The organism is Alkalicaulis satelles (assembly GCF_008630495.1).
GTDB lineage: Bacteria > Pseudomonadota > Alphaproteobacteria > Caulobacterales > Maricaulaceae > Oceanicaulis > Oceanicaulis satelles.
Genome location: NZ_VWOJ01000001.1, coordinates 300,855 through 317,610, shown reverse-complemented (window position 1 = coordinate 317,610; position 16,756 = coordinate 300,855). Strand labels below are relative to the sequence as shown.

The following is a 16,756-nucleotide window of genomic DNA, read 5'->3' as shown; positions in this document are numbered from 1 at the left end:
GCCCCTAAAGTGATATCAGGACGGACGGCGCGTATTGCCCGACCAGGCGCGGCGCATGACAGTCATGGCCGTCTCGCTATGGGCCATGTTCATGGAATCCTCGCGCGCCTCATAGGCCTGCCAGCCATGGGTCCAGCGAAAGGCCGCCCAGTTGGCGCCGGAACGCTCGAACGCGGCGATGCGGTCTTCGAGATAGTCGCCCAGATCCGGCGCATAGCGCACCGCGCCGAACTCCAGCATGGACCAGGCGCCCAGATCGTTATCGGGCAAGGTCACCGGCTCCAGGCTGGCGCTGAATCCCAGACGGTCGCCGGAGGCCTGATGGGTGTATTCCCACGGCTCGTAATCATGCAGCGCCAGGATCGGGCCGGGTCCCACCGCCGCGCGCAGATCACGCGCATGGGCGGTGCGCGCCCAGCGGTCCGGGCTCAGCAGAAGCGGCGTATCCCGGTCGGCGTCAGCGGCTGCGACCGCCCCGGCGATGCGCGCGGCGAGCGGCTCCCAGACGCCGGGCCTGCCCTCATCAATGCCGTTGGGCTCGTCCATGGCCACCACGCCCGCCAGCGCCGGATGCGAGCCGAATGTGCGCAGCGTCCAGGCCGTCATGGCCGCCCAGGCCGCCTGCTTGTCCTCATCGGACCAGATGGAGACATCATATAATTCAGGCGGAAACCATGTTTCATCGGGGTGGAAGGCAAACGCGCTGCGCCCCGGGCCTGAGCGCAGGCACAACGTGGTGTAAAGCCCGCGCGCGCGGCAGCGGTCCAGCCAGTCAGCGATATGATCCACCACGGCCGGGTCGGGATCATGGGGCGCGGTCTCGGCGAACGGGCCCGGCCCGGACCAGCTGATCAGATTGGCGCCGGCCTCGGCCAGCGCATCCAGCGCAGCATTGGTGACCGGCGCGCCAATGGGCCCGGCGCCCAGAAAAGTATCGCCATCCAGGGAAGGATAGACCCGGCGCTGGACGATCACCGCGCCGCGCAGATGCGGCCCGGAGACCATGTTCCACAGCGCGCGCTTGGGCGAGGTCAGGCGTAATCCGCCCGGCGCCGCGCCCGCAGCGCCCGTAACAGCCGCGCTGGCGCTGAGGCCGGTGAGAAGGCTGCGCCGCGTGATCATGCCGCGTGGAACCCGGCCATCACGTCAATGCGGCGGAACGCCTTGCCCGGCAGGCGCGAGACCGGCCCCAGGGGCAGGCGTTCGGCGCGCAATTCCAGCGCCCGCGCCGCGCGCTGCACGGCCAGCGGCGCGCCCTGCCCGGCAAAGCCGGACAGCAGCGCAAATTGCCACGAGCCCAGATGCTGCTTGAACATGAAATCGCCCGGCCCGAGATGGATCTCGCGCACGCCCTCGCCCGGCATGGCGCTGGCGATCTCCAGAAGCAGGCTCAGCCCCGGCCCCACCGCGGAGAACTCCGGATCATAGACCGGGAACCAGTAATGGAGCACCTGCGCCGAGCGCATGCCCACATGGGCCGCGGCCAGCTTGCCGCCAATCTCCAGGCTGGAGACCAGAAGCCGGCAATCGTCCTGATGGCGCAGGGCCTTCAGAAGATCGCGCGTCCAGCGCACCGAGAAGGCGTCAAACACGCCGGTGCGCCGGTACTGGGCCGATTTCCACGCCAGCGCCGCAGCGAACACGTCCTCGCGCCGGTCATCTATGCGGAATTCAAATCCGCCCTCGGCCGATTCCAGCTTGCGGCGGCGGGCGCGCAGATTGCGGAACGCCTTGGGCTCAACAGCGGCGCGCGCATCGGCATACGCCTCGAACCCTTCAGATAAATCCATCACCCAGCTGCCGTCCCGGGCCAGGGCATGGGGCGCGAACGCCCCCTGCCCGCCCAGGGCGCCGAAAAAGCTGAACAATCCCACTCCGCCCGCCTTCAGGACATCGCTCAGGGCGATGTCGGATCCGGGCTCGGCGATCAGTCCGTGATGATCGCCCAGCGGCCCGCCCAGCGGACGGGCATGGCCCATAAAGCCGGCATGCAGCGGCAGGAAACCGGTCACGGAGCCGCCGCGGCGGATCACCAGCACGCGCACATCGCGCCGCGCCGACGCCGCAGCGTCGAGAAAACCCAGGGTGAAATAGGGGCTGGCCAGATCGCGGCCGCCCGCCGTGAAGGCGCGCCAGGCCTCGCGCTCGGCGGCGGTCAGATCGCCGGCCTGTTTTTCGTCCACACTCAGCATGGCGCTCATCCATTGCAGCCTGACCCTGTTATGAAACAGATCAGGTTAAGGCCGTCTTCAGCCTGATCATGCACGCTCTGTTCCAGTCCTGCGCCCGGCCCCGGCCTTGCACACATGGGGCGCAAACCACGACCGGACGTGCCATGCTGAACCGACATCTGCTTGCCTATCTGCCGGTCTACGCCGCCCAGGCCGTGGTCGGGTTCGGCTCGGTGATCGTGTTCACCCGCCTGCTCACGCCCGACGAATATGGCCGCTACATGCTGCTGCTGGCCGGCGCAGCCCTGATCGGCACCGCCGTTTTCACCTGGCTGGACGCCGCCGTGGCGCGCCACCATGCCCGCTGCGAGGCGCGCGGGCGCATGCCCGGACACCTGTTCACCGCCTGGCGCATCTATGGCGTGCTGGCGCTCGTATCGGTGCTTCTGGCCGGCGCGGTGATCGCGCTCATCCCCATGGATCCGGCCCTGCGCACCGCTTGCGCGTTTGCGCTGGCCTATACCGTGATCCGCTCCGGCGTGACGCTGGCCATGGAGACCCGGCGCGCCGCACGCCAGGCCGGACGCTTCAGCGCGCTGGAAACCTTCACCCTGGCCGCCGGGTTCGGGCTTGGCGTGGTGTTCGCCCATGCCGGGCTCGGCGCAGCGGGTCCGTTTGCCGGCATGGCGCTGGCCGGGCTCATCGTGCTGCTCATCGAAGCGCCGATCCATCTGTCCCGCGCCCGGCGCGACCGGGCCGACGCCCCGCGCGCCATCGCCTATTTCGCCTATGGCGGGCCGGTGGCGTTTTCGCTGATCTTTGAACACCTGCTGTCGGTGGGCGACCGCTTCCTGATCGCCGCCTTCATGGGCGAGGCGGCGGTGGGCGCCTATTCGGCGGGATACGCCCTGGCCGACCGCTCGCTGTCCATCATCTTTTTGTGGCTGGGCATGACCACGGGGCCGCTTCTGGTGGCCGCGCTGGAGCATGAGGGCCGCGAGGCCGCCCGGGCCGTGGCCCGGCGCACCGGCGCGCTGATGGGCCTGCTGGGCTTTCCCGCCGCCTTGGGGCTGATCCTGGTGGCCGAGCCCGCCGCGCACTGGCTGATCGGGGCGGAGATCGCGGGCGAGGCGGCGGGCATCATCCCCTTCATCGCCCTGTCAGGGCTGATGAACGGGATCATGACCTTCTATTTCCACGAGGCCTATGTGCTGGGCCGGCGCCCGCGCGCCATGGCCGCCGTGATGACCGCCGCCGCCGGGCTCAATCTGGCGCTCAATCTCGTGCTTATCCCGCTCATGGGCCTCACCGGCGCAGCTTTGGCCACGGTCATATCCTATGGCGCGGCGCTGAGCGTCTGCGTGATCCATGGCCGCAGCGTCTTTCCCCTGCCTATCCCGTCGGGCGACTGGCTGCGCGCCGGCGCGGCGGCGCTGGTGATGGGCGCGGCGATACTCGCCTTGCCCGATCTGGGCAGCGCGCCCGCCGACCTGTTCGCGCGCATCGCCGTGGGCGCTATCGTCTACGCCATCGCCGCCCTGGCGCTGGACGCCGCCGGTTGCCGCAGCCAGCTGGCCGCGCCCATCCTTTTGCGCCTGACCGGAGCGCGGGCATGAACACGCTTGCCCTGGACCCCGGCCTCACCGGCGTGCGCGAAACGCGCAATAACGCCGCCCGTCAGGCGGGCGCGCCGGTTCTGTCCGTGCTGATCCCCACATATCGCGATGATCCGCGCGATCTGATCGCCGCGCTCGCCAGGGACGGCTCCCACGAGGTGGAAGTGGTGATCTATGAGGACGGCGCGCCGGACCCGGCCCTGTCCGAGGCGCTGCGCGCGGCTGCGCTCTACGCCCCCGTGCCTGTGCGCGTGCTCACCGCGCAGGATAATCTCGGCCGGTCGGCGGCGCGCAACCGGCTGGGCGGCGCAGCGCGCGGCGCGTGGCTTTTATTCCTGGACGCCGACATGCGCGCCGGCGAAGGCTTCCTGCCGCGCTGGCTCGACATTCTGGCCAGCTGTCAGGCGGACGCGGTGTTTGGCGGCTATGAGCCCTGCGAACCGCGCAACGCCAGCCAAACCGTTCATGCCGCCCTCGCCCGGGCTTCCGACGTGCGCAGCGCGGTGGAGCGCAATGAGATCGGCGCTGTGGCCGTGTGCTCGTCCAATCTCGCCGTGCGCCGGGATTTCTTCGCCCGCATCCCCTTTGACGAAGGTTATGCGGGCTGGGGCTGGGAGGATGTGGACTGGGCGCTGCGCGCCGCCGAAGCGGGCCGCGTGGTCCATGCCGACAACCCGGCCCGTCATGGCGGGCTGGAGGATGTGGAGCGCCTGATCGCCAAATTCGCCGCCGCCGGACCCAATTTCGCCCGTCTGCTTGAGCGCCATCCTGATTACGCCAGACAGCCCGGCGCAAGGCTTGCAAGGACGCTCAAGCGCTGGCGCCTGGCCGCTCCGGCGCGTCTTGCGGGGGCCATGACGGCGCGCACGCCGCTCCTGCCGCCGCGCCTACGCGTGCTGGGCCTGAAACTCTTCCGGGCCGGCGCCGCTGCAGGAGACCTGCCATGACCGCATTGGCCGACGCGCCTTACATTCCCGCTGGCGGACTTGCCGGCAAGCTGCGCCGCCTGGCCGCGCGCACGCTGGCCGTAACGCCGCTCAATGTCCGGCTCACAAGCCCGCTGATCAGCTTCAGTTTTGACGATGCGCCCCTGTCGTCCCTGACCAATGGCGCGACGATCCTGCAAGGTTTTGGCTGGCGCGCCACCTATTACATCGCTGGCGGGTTTGACGGGCGCACCACCCATCTGGGGCCCATGCATGACGGCCCGGCGCTGAAGGATATCGCTGCGCGCGGCCATGAGATCGCCTGCCACACCTACGCTCATGACGATCTGTCGCGCGTCAGCGCGCAGCAAGCGCTGTCCGGGTGCGGCAAGAACCGGGATTATCTGTCTTCCCAAGGGCTTGGAAGCCATCCTGAAACCTTCGCCTTCCCCTATGGCGAGGCGTCGCCGGGCGCCAAGCGTGCGCTTCTGGGCCCCTATCGCGCCCTGCGCGGGGTGCGTCCGGGCATTAATCGCGGGCGCACCGATCGCGGGCTCCTGAAAGCCGTGCCGCTGGATGGCGGCGAGGCCGGGCTGGGCCAGGCGCTGCAGGCGGTGGCCGATGTGAAGGCCGAGCCGGGCTGGCTGATCTTCTACGGCCATGACGTGCGCACCGGCCCCAGCCAGTGGGGCTGCTCGCCCAATTTTCTCGAAACCGTCTGCCGCGCCTGCGAGGGGCTGGACGTGCGCCCGGTGGCCCGCGCGCTGGATCTGGTCGAGGGGCTGAGCGGATGAAAACCGCGGTGATGATCCCCACCTTCCGCCGCCCGGACAGTCTTGCGCGGGCGCTGACAAGCGTGTTCGCGCAGACCCGTGCGCCTGACGAGATCATCATCGCCGACAACGATCCCGCCGCTTCGGCGCGAGACATGGTGGAGGGGCTGAAAAGCCGCGCGCCCTGCCCGCTGGTCTATGTGCACGCGCCGGTCCCGGGCGTGTCCAATGCGCGCAATGCCGGCTTCGCCGCCACGGACGCCAAGCGCATCGCCCAGCTTGATGATGATGAAAGCGCGCCGTCGCACTGGCTGGCGGCCTTGATCAAAGCCCATGAAGCCTCGGGCGCGGGCGTGAGCTTCGGGCCTGTGCTGGCGCGCGCAGACGGCGCCGGGCCGGTGGCGAACGCCTGGCTCAACCGGCTCTATTCGCGCGATCCCGGCCATGATGAAGGCCTGATCGCCAAGCCCTATGGCTGCGGCAACAGCCTGATCGACCGCACGCGCTGCGCCCTGCCCGATCCGCCCTTTGACGCCAGCGCCAACCAGACCGGCGGCGAGGACGACATATTGTTCGCCGCGCTGAAAGCCCGCGGCGTGCGCTTTGGCTGGGCGCCGGAGGCGGGCGTCACCGAGCATGTTGAGTCGACGCGCGCCAGCCTCGCCCACGCCGCCGCGCGCAGCTTCGCCTATGGCCAGGGCCCCAGCCAGACCGCGCGTCTGGAGCGGCGCTATGGCGCGCTGGCGGGATGGATGGCGGTGGGCGCTGCGCAGACGGCCGTGTTCAGCCTCGCCTTGCCCTTCGCCTGGCTGGCCGGACCTCAAAAGGCGGCGGCCTGCCTCGACCGGCTGGTGCAGGGCGCGGGCAAGGTGATGTGCCTGGACGCTGTCGCCCCGCGCTTTTATGGCGAGGCGGCGGCGCGCTAGCGCTTGTCCGCGGCGAGCTTGGCCAGCGTCGCGGTCAGTAACAGCCAGACAAAGCCGTTCTGCTGCAACAGATTGCTTTCCGACAGGCTGATCACGCCCCAGGCGGCCAGGAAGGGCAGCGTCCAATAGGTCTCGAGCCCGGTCCTGAAGCCCCGCCCGGCGCGCCACAGCCCGGCCAGATACACCCATAGCGCCAGCACGGTTCCGGGTATGCCGATGGCCAAAGCCGTTTCCAGCCAGGCGTTATGGGCGGTGGGCACCGGCCATTGCGTGACCTGCAGCACCCAGAAGACCGGCCCGCGCTCATCGCCCCAGAAGGCGCCATAGCCGTAACCGGTCCAGGGCCGCTCGGCGATGGCCCGGCCCAGCGCCTCCCAGATATCGGTGCGCCCGGTGAATGTGGCGTCCCGCCCCAGCATCTCCAGCAGCACCGCCGGGCCGATCATCAGGACGGTCAGAAGGCCGATGGCCGCCACGGTGACGCCAAACCCGGTCAGGGCCGCAAAGCTGAAATCGCGCCGTGACAGCGCAATCGCCAGCGGCCCGCCCAGGGCGATCGCGGTGGCCAGAAACGCGGTTCTGGAGGTGGCCAGCAGCACCAGCAGCAGCGCCAGCGGCACAAGGGCGAACCAGAGGCGCTGTTCGGTGACGCCGCGCGCGCACGCCGCGGCCGCCAGAAACGCCAGCGCGCCCCAGGCCATCATGGCGCCCAGCGTGTTCTTCTCCCACCACAGCCCGCGCCAGGCGCCGGGATGGACCTCCTGCATCACGCCAAAGCCGGGAAACACCGCCCCGGCGATCAGGCTGCCCACGGCCAGGATGGCGAAGGTCAGGGCGATCAGCCGGATCAGATCGCGCCATGAATAGCGCGCCGCCAGCCACAGCCCGAAGGCCAGCGTCATCACCACGGCGAGCCCTCTGCGCACGCTCACCTCGGGATCAATCGACCAGGCCGCCGAGATCATGGTGAGCAAGGCCAGCAGCACCAGCGGCCAGGACCGCAGCGTCACCCGCCACACCGCGCCCGGCGACAGCGCCATCAAAAACAGGGTCAGCGCATAGACCGGCGGCCAGACCAGGCGCAGCGCCTCGGCGTCGTCCGGGCGGGCGGGATCGGCCAGCAAGGGCGCAATCAGCGCGTTGGAGAACAGCAATAGGCCGATGAGCGCCAGCCCGGCCTCGGCTGCGGGCCAGACCGTCAGGCGCGGCGCCGCATCGCGCCAGCGCGCGGCGCGGGCCAGCGCGCTCATGACGCTGCGCGCATCTGGATGCGGTTGACGATCACGCCCAGAACGCGCCCGCCCGCCGCCTCGATGCGCGCCGCCATGGCGTCGGCTTGCGAGCGGCGGGTGGCGCGCGCATCGCCCACCAGGATCACCCCGTCCATATCGCGCGCCAGCGCGGTGATGGCCGGACTGCCCGAAGGCGCATCGAGAATCGCCAGCGCGCAGGCGCGCCGGGCCTGCTCCCAATAGGCGGACGAGGGCTGGAACACCACGCGCTGCACCGCGCCCGGCGCGCGCTCGAAGCGCGACAGCCAGACCCGCGCGCCTTCCGGACGGCGCAAGGCCAGCCGCCCCGCCCCCGCCGGCTCACAGCGCCAGAATTGCGATCCGTTGAGCGCGCCGTCATAGGCGTCCTCGCTGAAAGCGAGACCCGACGACAGCGGGTTCTTTGCGAAATCAAGATCATAGAGCCAGACGGCATTTTCATTCAGCCGCGCCGACCGGCGCGCCAGCCCGCACGCCACGAAGGACGCGCCCGCGCCCGGCGTCACCGGCGCAACCATCACCGCGATCCCGCGCGCGCCGCGCGGGACCAGGGTGCGGGCCAGCCCGTCCAGTTCAGTTTCAAGACTCATACGCGCGCCCTCTCTGGGGCGTTAACCCTAGTCGCCAACAGGTTAACGAGGCGCTGACGGCGCGTAATCGGACACCCGCGCCAGCACCGGCAGGCGCGAAGCCCGCGCAGGCGCGTATTGCGGCTCAGGCGCTGCGGGCGCGGAAGGCCTGGCCTGAGCGGGCGCGCGGCGCGGCTCAGGCGATTGCGGAGCGGGTTGATAGCCTCTGACTTCAAGGAGATAGCCGCGCAACAGCCCGGCAAACGCGCCCACGGCCAGGGCCAGCATCAGCCCGGCGGCCAGCACCACATTGCGCAGCGAGCGCGCCTCGGATGGCGGTTCGGCCCGCTCCACGATGCGCACCGAATCAGCGGCGCCTGGCGGGGCGGTGCGCCGCGCGCTGGCGTCGGCGGCCTGGGCGGACAGGCGTCCGGCGGCTTCGGCGCGGGCCTGGGCCGCGCGCACCAGCCGGTCATGCTCGGGCGCCAGAGCGCGCAGGCGGTCGGCTTCGCTGCGCGCCGAATCGATCTGGCGGCTCAGGGACTGGACCAGCTGGGCCTGACCGGCGGCGGCGGCTTCCTGCTGCAGGCGCGCGGCTTCGAGATCCTGCCAGATGGGATTGACCCCGGTGCGCCGCTGGCCGCGCCCTTCCGCGCCGCCCGCGGCGATAAAGCGCTCCAGCGCCGCGATCTCGCGCTCTACCGCCTGCACCGGCGGGGCGTCGTCCTGATAGCGCTCCAGCAGCTCCACCCGGCGCACCTGCAGGTCCAGCAGCTGGCCCGTAACCGAATTTTCCACATAGAGCTCGATGGACAGCGGGATGGCTTCGAGCCGCTGGGCCAGGGTGCGCGCCAGGGCGCGGGCCTGGGCGGTCTCGGCCTCGGCGGCCATGCGCCGGGCTTCCAGATCACTCAGGCGCGCCAGCACCGAGGTGCGCTCGGTGGCGAAATCGGTGATCTCGTTCTCGCGCAGGAAACGGCTGAGCTCCACCTCGGCCATGGCCGAGGCGATCTCGGCGCGCGCCAGGCGCTCCTCGATGCCGCCCTCGGGCCCGCCCACCAGCACCTCGATGCGGTAGGCCAGATAGGCGTCCACGATGGCATTGAGCGTATTGGCCGCCACCACCGGATCGCGATGGCGGTAAGTGGCGGTCAGAAGGCTGGCGCTGGGCGAGCGCGTGACATTAAAGCCTGTGCGCAAGGTTCTGATTTCAATGGGACCGGCCGATCCGTTGCGCATCTCGATGGCGCGCCGGCGCACGGCGTCGGAATTGAGGATTTCGGCCTCCGACTGCATCACCTGATCCAGGGTGAAGGCGCCGCCGGACCCGGCTGCGCTGGGCGCCAGATCGTTTTCGTCCTGGATCACCAGAAGCCGGCTCACCGCCTCATAGCTGGGCGTCAGGCGCGTGATGGCGAGCACCGCAATGGGTGCAAACACGATCACAGCGATGATCAGGGCGAAGAGTTTTTGCGACCATAACAGGGCGATCAGATCGAACAGGTCGAGATCGCGCCGGGACGCCCCTGTCCCGCCGCCGCGCCCGCCGTGATGATCTGCGCTGCTGGTCATGACCGCATGTGGACGGAACGCGCTTAATTTTTCCTTAGCCGGAGCACGGGACTTTAACCGCCAGTCAGTCTGACGCCGGAGTAACAGACCATGAGCGAGATGACCCGCCGCGGCGCAGTTCTGGGCGCGCTGGCCCTTGCGGGCCTGGGCGCCTGCGCCTCACAACCCCGCGCCGCCGACCCGGCCGGGTTTGATCCGTCGCGGTTTTCGCCCTGGACCCATGAGGCCCCGCCCTACCGTGTCTATCCCGGCGACACGCTGGCGGTGACCGTTCATACCGCCCAGGAATTGTCCGGAGACTATGAGATCGGGCCGGACGGCCGCGCCAATCTGCCGCTGGCGGGCGCTGTGATGCTGGCCGGGAAGACCGCGCCGGAGGCTGCGCGCGCCATCGCAGAGCGCTATGCGCGCACCTTGCGCGACCCCATTGTCGAGGCGCGCGCCAGCGGGTTCGGCTCCCAGCGCATACTGGTGGGCGGCGAGGTCAGCTCGCCGGGTCTTTACGACCTGCCCCATCACCGCATCGCGGTGATGGAGGCGCTGATGCTGGCCGGCGGCCCGTCCATCCGGGCCCGGCGCAGCCAGATCGCCGTCCTGCGCCGCGACGAGGCGGGCGGGCTGATGATGCGCACCGTCGACATCACCCGCGCCGAACGGGGCGGCCCCGCCGACAACGTGCCCCTGTCGCGCTTCGACATCGTCTTCGCGCCGCGCCGGGGCATCGCCGAAGTCAACGACTTCATCGAGCTTTACGTGCGCAATATCCTGCCCATCGACAGCGCGTTTGCGTTCGCGCTGGCCAATGCGGCGTTCAGCGACTGATATCGAGGCCTAGTGACGGGTGGCCAGCCACTGGCGCGCCGCGCTGAGCGCGTTGGCGATCTGGACGGTATCCATCTCCAGCGCCACTTCGGCGCGGTAATGCTTGGCCGCATCGGACCCCATCAGGGCCGCCAGATTGAACCATTTATGGGCCTCGACATAATCGACCACGCCACACTGGCCGGTCGAATACAGAAGGCCGAGCTTGCACAGATCCTCTCCGTTCGGATCGGATTTGATCGCGTCATGAACCTGAGCGGTTTCCACGTCGGTGAAGGCCATTGCCGTCTTCCCTGCTTGCTGGACAGACGGGAAAGGGTCTTGCGCCCTTTGTCCCGCCCGTCATCCCACCATGCACGCCAAGCCTCTTCGTGAGCCGGTCGTACGAGCAGGATGATGCGCGCGGACGGTAAGCGCAGGGTTAAAGCGAATCAGGAATAATGCGAATTAACCCTTTAAATGCGTTAGGAATTCCTGCCGAGAATTAACCGGCTCATGGCCGCGTCGAGCCGCGCCAGCACGCCTGCGCGGCCCGTGCGGCGCGCCAGCGCAGCTCCCGACAGGGCCGCCGCCACCAGCAGAAAGGCCAGCGCGGCCAGCGCGAAGGCGGCCAGCCGCAAGCCCTGGTCACGCGGCGCCGGAGCGCGCGCGCCCGCAAGGACCGGCGTGCGCACGGCATGAAGAATGTCCGGGCCGGCCAGCGCGTCCAGCGCCAGCATTTGGCCCGGCGCGGCGCGGGCGATGCGCGCCAGCCGCTCTGCGTCGCGTGGCGAAGACAGCCAGCGCGTGCTGCGCAGGGCGGCGATGGCGCCGTCCGAGCGCCGCACCGCGTTGAGGGCATGGGCGATGGCGTGGGCCTCTTCAACGGGCAGGCGCGCAGCGCGCGCGTATTCATCCGCCGCGTCCGCAACCGCGTCCTGATAGCGCCAGGGCTGGGACCACACGCCGCCGGCCTCCACCAGCAAGGGCATGAGCGAGGCCATCAGCGCCTCGCGGCCCAGCGGCGCATCCGGCCCCAGCGCCAGCTGGCGGGCGAGATCGGGATCGAGATGACCCGAGACATAGGCGCCGGCGATCAGCCGCCAGCCTGGGGCGGCCTCCCCCGCTGCGCTCACCGTCTGAAGCAGAAGTCCGGCCAGCACCGGATCCGCCCGGCCCGCCGGCAATGATGCGCAGGCGCCCGGCCGCCGGCCCTGCGCGGCAAGCAGCGCGCAGCCATGGACGGCCAGATCACGGCCATCGCCAAACACGATCGCCGCGCCCTCCCCGCCCCAGCCCGGCAGGGCGGACAGATTGAGCGCGGCGCCGCGCGGCGCCAGGAACCAGGCTTCGGCGCTGTCCAGCGCCGGGCCATACAGGGCGCGCGCACGCTCCAGCCGCTGCACAAGAGCGGGGCTGGCGAAGATCAGTTCAGGCGGATCGAGATGGGCGCCCTGGCCCAGCCGCCGGGTCAAAGCGCTCTCCAGGCGGCTGGCCCTTTCCCAGGCCGGGCGGGCGCGCAGGTCCGCATTCACATGGGCCGGGCTGCGATTCCGCGTCAGCACATGGAAGGCGAGCGCATCACGGCCCTTCAGTCCGGGCAGCGCACGCGCCAGGCTGGCGGCCAGGGGGATGTCGGGCGGACGCCCGGGCGCGCTGGCCAGCGCCTGGCCCATGGCGGCGTTCCAATAGTCCAGCGGGCGGGCGCCGGCCGGGACGGAAGCGGCCAGCTGCGCCTCGATCCTTGTTTCTACAGAGTGGTCCGGCGCCAGCGGCGCCATGGGCGTCCCGCTCCAGCCTTCGCGCGCGCTCAAGGCGGCGCCCGCCAGCAAAGCGATGAACACCGCCGGGCGGATCAGCGCGATGACGGCGCGCCAGACCAGATACAGGCCCGCACGCGGCCACGGCGCGAGCCAGGGCTCGCGCGCGCCATAGCGCACACTGTATGGATAAGCCTGCCCGGCCATGGCCCCCTCAAGCCTTCAACCGACCCTCAGCCCGCAATCTAGCCAAGGGGCGGGGCAAACGCCACTCAGGGGCGTGCGCGCTGGCCGAACAGGATGTCGCGGGCCTTTTTCATCTCTTCGGTGTCGTCGGCGAGCTGGACGCGCATCTCCTTGCCCGCCGCCCGCCCGCGCTGCACGGCGGGGCGCTCGCCCACGCGCGCATGCCAGGCCTTGAGATGGGGGAAATCGTCCAAAGTCTGCCCCTGCCCCTCAGGCAGGATCCAGGGCCAGGACGCCATATCGGCGATAGAATAAGGCCCGGCGAGGAAGTCGCGGTCGGCCAGCCTGCGCTCCATCACGCCATAAAGCCGGTTGACCTCATTGGTGTAGCGCGTCTTGCCGTATTCCAGCTTGGTCAGGTCCGGCTCGATCTTGGGCGCATAGCCGCGGAAATGGTGCGCCTGGCCGGCCATGGGGCCGAGCCCGCCCATCTGCCAGAACAGCCATTGCTCCACCTCGACGCGCTCGCGTTCGGTCTCGCCATAGAACTGCCCGCTCTTGCGGGCGAGATATTGCAGGATGGCGCCGCTTTCAAACACGCTCACCGGCTCGCCGCCGGGACCATCGGGATCAACGATGGCGGGCATGCGGTTATTGGGGCTGATGGCCAGAAACTCCGGCCGGAACTGCTCGCCCGCGCCGATATTGACCGCCTTGAGCGCATAGGGCAGGCCCATCTCCTCCAGCGCAATGGTGATCTTCCAGCCATTGGGGGTGGGCCAGTAATGCAGCTCGATAGGGGCGGTCATGTCGGTCTCCGGCTCTGATGAGTATGCCCCCACATGTCGGCGCCTGCGACAGTCTGGTCAAGCGCGACCCGCTTCACGCGCGCATCAGGCCGCGATAAAGACACGCTCATGACAAACGCCATCCTGACCGAGACCATCCGCCCTGTGTCCTTCGCCAGCGCCCGGCGCGACCCGGACGGCTTCGCCGCCGCCCTGGGGCGCAGCTTCCGCGAGACCGGCTTCGCCGTGGTCAGCGATCACCCGGTCGATACCGGCGTGATCGAGCGCGCGCTGGAAGACACCCGCGCCTTCTTCGCCCTGCCCGAGGCGGTCAAGCGCGCCTATTTCCAGGACGGCGGCGGCGGTCAGCGCGGCTACACCCCGTTCGCCATGGAGAACGCCAAGGGCGAGGCGCAAAAGGATCTCAAGGAATTCTGGCACCGCGGCCGCGACCTGCCCGCCGGCCACCCCTATGAAGCGGTGATGCCGCCCAATGTGCCGGTCGCCGAGATCGCCCGCTTCGACGCCAGCACCAAAGCCCTCTACGAGGCGCTGGACGCCATGGGCGGGGTGCTGCTGGAGGCCATCGCACGCGATCTGGGCCTGCCCGACGACTGGTTCGCCCCGGCGGTGGATAATGGCAATTCGGTCCTGCGCCTTTTGCACTACCCGCCCATAGACGGCGACCCCAAGGGCGTGCGCGCGGGCGCCCATGAGGACATCAATGTGATCACGCTGCTGCTGGGCGCCGAAGAGGCCGGGCTGCAGGTCAAGACCCGCGCGGGCGACTGGCTGCCCATCCAGCCGCCCGAAGGCGCGCTGGTGGTCAATATCGGCGACATGCTCCAGCGCCTGACCAACCATGTCCTGCCCTCGACCACCCACCGGGTGGTGAACCCCAGCCGGGAGCGGATGAAATTCCCGCGCTACTCCACGCCGTTTTTCCTGCACTTCAATCCCGATTTCGAGATCCGCACCCTGCCCGGCTGCGTGACGGCGGCGAACCCGGACCGGTATCCGCAAGCGATCACGGCCCATGATTATCTTCTGGAGCGGCTGCGCGAGATCGGACTGAAATGACGGACCTCGCCCTACAACTGCGCGGGCGGATACGCCTGTTTGCGCTGATCAATGGCGCGGCGATTCTGGGCTGGCGCGTGGGCGAGGCGATGGCGGCGCATATGGGCGCAGGGGCAGGCTTCATCCTGTCGGGCATCGGCATGGCGCTGTGGATCGTCAGCGTGATCGTGCTGTTCGGCCAGGGCTGGCATGCGCGCAAGGCCGGCGTGTTCGATCTCGTCGGCGATGCGTGGGCGCGCCGCCTGCACCGCGATGCGCTGGCGGGCGCGGCCGCAGGCGCGGCGCTGGGCTATGGCCTGGCCATGCTGATCGACGGAACCGGCGCCGAACGCCTCACCCTGCCCCTGGCGGGCGCGGCGGCGGGCTTCCTGTTCAGCTGGGTGGCGCTGGACGTGCGCCGGCATGGCCGGGGCTGAAACGAAAAGGGCCGGCGCCCGAAGCGCCAGCCCTCCTCATCGTCTCCATGCAATCAGGCCCCTCACGCGCTGGCGCGGCTGGCCTTCTTGCGTTCGTGCTCGAGCAGGAGCTTCTTGCGCACGCGGATGGACTGGGGCGTGACTTCCACCAGCTCGTCGTCATTGATGAATTCCAGCGCGTATTCCAGCGTCAGCCGGATGGGCGGGGTCAGCACCACCGCCTCGTCGGCGCCCGCAGCGCGGATATTGGTGAGCTTCTTGCCCTTGAGCGGGTTGACGATCATGTCCTCCTCGCGCGCGTTCACCCCGATCACCATGCCCTCATAGACCTCCACGGCGTGGCCGATGAACAGCTTGCCGCGCTCCTGGATATTCCACAGCGCATAGGCCAGCGCCTTGCCGGTCTCCATGGAGATGATCGCGCCCTTGGGCCGCTGGCCCACCTCGCCGGCCACGCGCGGGGCGTAGTGGTCGAAGGCGTGGAACATCAGGCCCGAACCCTGGGTCAGGGTCAGGAATTCGGAGCGGAAGCCGATCAGGCCGCGCGTGGGCGCCATATAGTCCAGGCGCACCCGGCCCTGGCCGTCGGGCACCATGTTCTTCAGCTCCGCCTTGCGCGAGCCCAGACGCTCCATCACCGCGCCCTGGTGGATTTCCTCCACATCGATGGTCAGGGTCTCCCACGGCTCGGACAGGACGCCGTCAATCTCCTTGGTGATGACCTGGGGACGGCCCACGGCCAGCTCGAAGCCTTCGCGGCGCATGGTTTCGATCAGCACCGACAGGTGCAGCTCGCCGCGCCCGGAGACGGAGAACTTGTCGGCATCGTCCAGCTGGCGCACGCGCAGGGCCACATTGTGGATCAGCTCGCGGTCGAGCCGCTCCTTGATCTGGCGCGAGGTGACGAACTTGCCCTCGCGGCCCGCGAAGGGTGAATCATTGACCTGGAACACCATGGAGATGGTCGGCTCGTCCACGGTCAGCGGCGGCAGCGCCTCCACATGCTCGGGATCGCACAGCGTGTCCGAGATCTGCAGCGGGTCCACCCCGTTGAAGGTGATGATGTCGCCGGCGCTGGCGCCCTCGCGCTCGACGCGCTCCAGACCGTGGAAGCCGAACACCTGCAGCACCTTGGCCCGGCGGGTCTTGCCGTCGGCGCCCACCACCGTGACCAGCTGGTTGCGGGTCAGCCGGCCGCGGCGGATGCGGCCAATGCCGATCACGCCGGTATAGGAGGAATAGTCCAGCGCCGAGACCTGCAGCTGCAGCGGTTCGTCCGGTTTCACGTCCGGCGCCGGCACCCGGTCCACAATGGTCTGGAACAGGGCGGTGAGATCGTCCTGCGGGCTGCTGGCGTCCAGCGTCGCCCAGCCCTGCAGCGCCGAGGCGTAGACCACCGGGAAATCCATCTGCTCGTCATTGGCGCCCAGACGGTCGAACAGATCGAAGGTCTGGTCCACCACCCAGTCGGGCCGCGCGCCGGGGCGGTCGACCTTGTTGACCACCACGATGGGTTTCAGGCCCAGGGCCAGCGCTTTGCGGGTGACGAAGGTGGTCTGGGGCATGGGCCCGTCGACAGCGTCCACCAGCAGCAGCACCGAATCGACCATGGAGAGCACGCGCTCCACCTCGCCGCCAAAATCGGCGTGGCCGGGCGTGTCCACGATATTGATCGCGTAATCGCCCCAGGTCACCGCCGTGTTCTTGGCCAGGATGGTGATGCCGCGCTCTTTCTCCAGATCATTGGAATCCATGACCCGCTCGATCTCGCCTGCGCGATCTCCGAGCGTGCCGGACTGCTTGAGCAGCTTGTCGACCAGCGTGGTCTTGCCGTGGTCCACGTGGGCCACGATGGCGATATTGCGAATGCGCTCGACCGGAGCGGTCATGGGGAGTTCCTT

16 protein-coding genes are annotated in these 16,756 nt (G+C 69.3%); 7 read left to right on the top strand and 9 right to left on the bottom strand.

Annotation, left to right across the window (positions count from 1 at the left end; genetic code table 11):
* Positions 1 to 15: 15 nt before the first annotated feature.
* Positions 16 to 1,122 carry a glycoside hydrolase family 5 protein gene (locus F1654_RS01510; protein WP_150021738.1) on the bottom strand — a complete coding sequence of 369 codons (1,107 nt, stop codon included), beginning with the start codon at positions 1,120 to 1,122 and terminating at the stop codon, positions 16 to 18.
* A complete protein-coding gene (locus F1654_RS01505) occupies positions 1,119 to 2,201 on the bottom strand; it encodes a GNAT family N-acetyltransferase (protein ID WP_150021737.1) in 1,083 nt (360 codons plus the stop codon). The genes F1654_RS01510 and F1654_RS01505 overlap by 4 nt, the downstream gene beginning before the upstream one ends.
* 134 nt (positions 2,202 to 2,335) lie before the next feature.
* Between F1654_RS01505 and F1654_RS01500 the strand changes: the two genes are divergently transcribed.
* Genes F1654_RS01500 through F1654_RS01485 form a run of 4 tightly spaced genes read left to right on the top strand, consistent with a single transcriptional unit; the run spans position 2,336 to position 6,412 of the window.
* A complete protein-coding gene (locus tag F1654_RS01500; protein ID WP_199200415.1) occupies positions 2,336 to 3,787 on the top strand; it encodes an oligosaccharide flippase family protein in 1,452 nt (483 codons plus the stop codon).
* The gene (locus tag F1654_RS01495; protein ID WP_150021735.1) at positions 3,784 to 4,734 is read left to right on the top strand and encodes a glycosyltransferase family 2 protein; all 951 of its coding nucleotides are present in this window, start codon (positions 3,784 to 3,786) and stop codon (positions 4,732 to 4,734) included. Before F1654_RS01500 ends, F1654_RS01495 begins: the two co-directional genes overlap by 4 nt.
* Entirely contained in the window at positions 4,731 to 5,507 is a 777-nt protein-coding gene (locus tag F1654_RS01490; RefSeq protein ID WP_150021734.1) for a polysaccharide deacetylase family protein, read from the top strand. The genes F1654_RS01495 and F1654_RS01490 overlap by 4 nt, the downstream gene beginning before the upstream one ends.
* Positions 5,504 to 6,412: a glycosyltransferase family 2 protein gene (locus tag F1654_RS01485; protein WP_150021733.1), complete on the top strand. Its 909-nt coding sequence runs from the start codon at positions 5,504 to 5,506 to the stop codon at positions 6,410 to 6,412. The genes F1654_RS01490 and F1654_RS01485 overlap by 4 nt, the downstream gene beginning before the upstream one ends.
* On the opposite strand, the gene F1654_RS01480 is transcribed toward F1654_RS01485, so the two are convergent.
* Genes F1654_RS01480 through F1654_RS01470 form a run of 3 tightly spaced genes read right to left on the bottom strand, consistent with a single transcriptional unit; the run spans position 6,409 to position 9,824 of the window.
* Complete coding sequence (locus F1654_RS01480; RefSeq protein WP_150021732.1) at positions 6,409 to 7,662, bottom strand: O-antigen ligase family protein; 1,254 nt, start codon at positions 7,660 to 7,662, stop codon at positions 6,409 to 6,411. The genes F1654_RS01485 and F1654_RS01480 overlap by 4 nt on opposite strands.
* The gene (locus tag F1654_RS01475) at positions 7,659 to 8,273 is read right to left on the bottom strand and encodes a P-loop NTPase family protein (protein ID WP_150021731.1); all 615 of its coding nucleotides are present in this window, start codon (positions 8,271 to 8,273) and stop codon (positions 7,659 to 7,661) included. The genes F1654_RS01480 and F1654_RS01475 overlap by 4 nt, the downstream gene beginning before the upstream one ends.
* A gap of 42 nt (positions 8,274 to 8,315) precedes the next feature.
* Positions 8,316 to 9,824: a GumC family protein gene (locus tag F1654_RS01470; protein WP_150021730.1), complete on the bottom strand. Its 1,509-nt coding sequence runs from the start codon at positions 9,822 to 9,824 to the stop codon at positions 8,316 to 8,318.
* 90 nt (positions 9,825 to 9,914) lie between these two features.
* Between F1654_RS01470 and F1654_RS01465 the strand changes: the two genes are divergently transcribed.
* Positions 9,915 to 10,646 carry a polysaccharide biosynthesis/export family protein gene (locus F1654_RS01465; protein ID WP_233205055.1) on the top strand — a complete coding sequence of 244 codons (732 nt, stop codon included), beginning with the start codon at positions 9,915 to 9,917 and terminating at the stop codon, positions 10,644 to 10,646.
* A gap of 9 nt (positions 10,647 to 10,655) precedes the next feature.
* Here the strand turns inward: F1654_RS01465 and F1654_RS01460 are convergent, their stop codons facing one another.
* The 3 genes from F1654_RS01460 to F1654_RS01450 form a co-directional block, all read right to left on the bottom strand.
* A complete protein-coding gene (locus F1654_RS01460; protein ID WP_150021729.1) occupies positions 10,656 to 10,928 on the bottom strand; it encodes an SEL1-like repeat protein in 273 nt (90 codons plus the stop codon).
* A gap of 182 nt (positions 10,929 to 11,110) precedes the next feature.
* Entirely contained in the window at positions 11,111 to 12,592 is a 1,482-nt protein-coding gene (locus F1654_RS01455) for a hypothetical protein (protein ID WP_150021728.1), read from the bottom strand.
* 65 nt (positions 12,593 to 12,657) lie between these two features.
* On the bottom strand, positions 12,658 to 13,380 hold the full coding sequence (locus F1654_RS01450; protein WP_150021727.1) for a glutathione S-transferase N-terminal domain-containing protein: 723 nt from the start codon (positions 13,378 to 13,380) through the stop codon (positions 12,658 to 12,660).
* Between the two features lie 108 nt (positions 13,381 to 13,488).
* Between F1654_RS01450 and F1654_RS01445 the strand changes: the two genes are divergently transcribed.
* Together F1654_RS01445 and F1654_RS01440 are read left to right on the top strand one after the other, a co-directional pair.
* Positions 13,489 to 14,439, top strand: coding sequence for an isopenicillin N synthase family dioxygenase (locus F1654_RS01445; RefSeq protein ID WP_150021726.1), 951 nt, complete (start codon positions 13,489 to 13,491; stop codon positions 14,437 to 14,439).
* The gene (locus F1654_RS01440) at positions 14,436 to 14,855 is read left to right on the top strand and encodes a hypothetical protein (RefSeq protein ID WP_150021725.1); all 420 of its coding nucleotides are present in this window, start codon (positions 14,436 to 14,438) and stop codon (positions 14,853 to 14,855) included. The genes F1654_RS01445 and F1654_RS01440 overlap by 4 nt, the downstream gene beginning before the upstream one ends.
* Positions 14,856 to 14,917: 62 nt before the next feature.
* Here F1654_RS01440 and typA read toward each other — a convergent pair whose 3' ends face one another.
* A complete protein-coding gene (gene typA, locus F1654_RS01435) occupies positions 14,918 to 16,744 on the bottom strand; it encodes a translational GTPase TypA (protein WP_150021724.1) in 1,827 nt (608 codons plus the stop codon).
* Positions 16,745 to 16,756 lie beyond the last annotated feature (12 nt).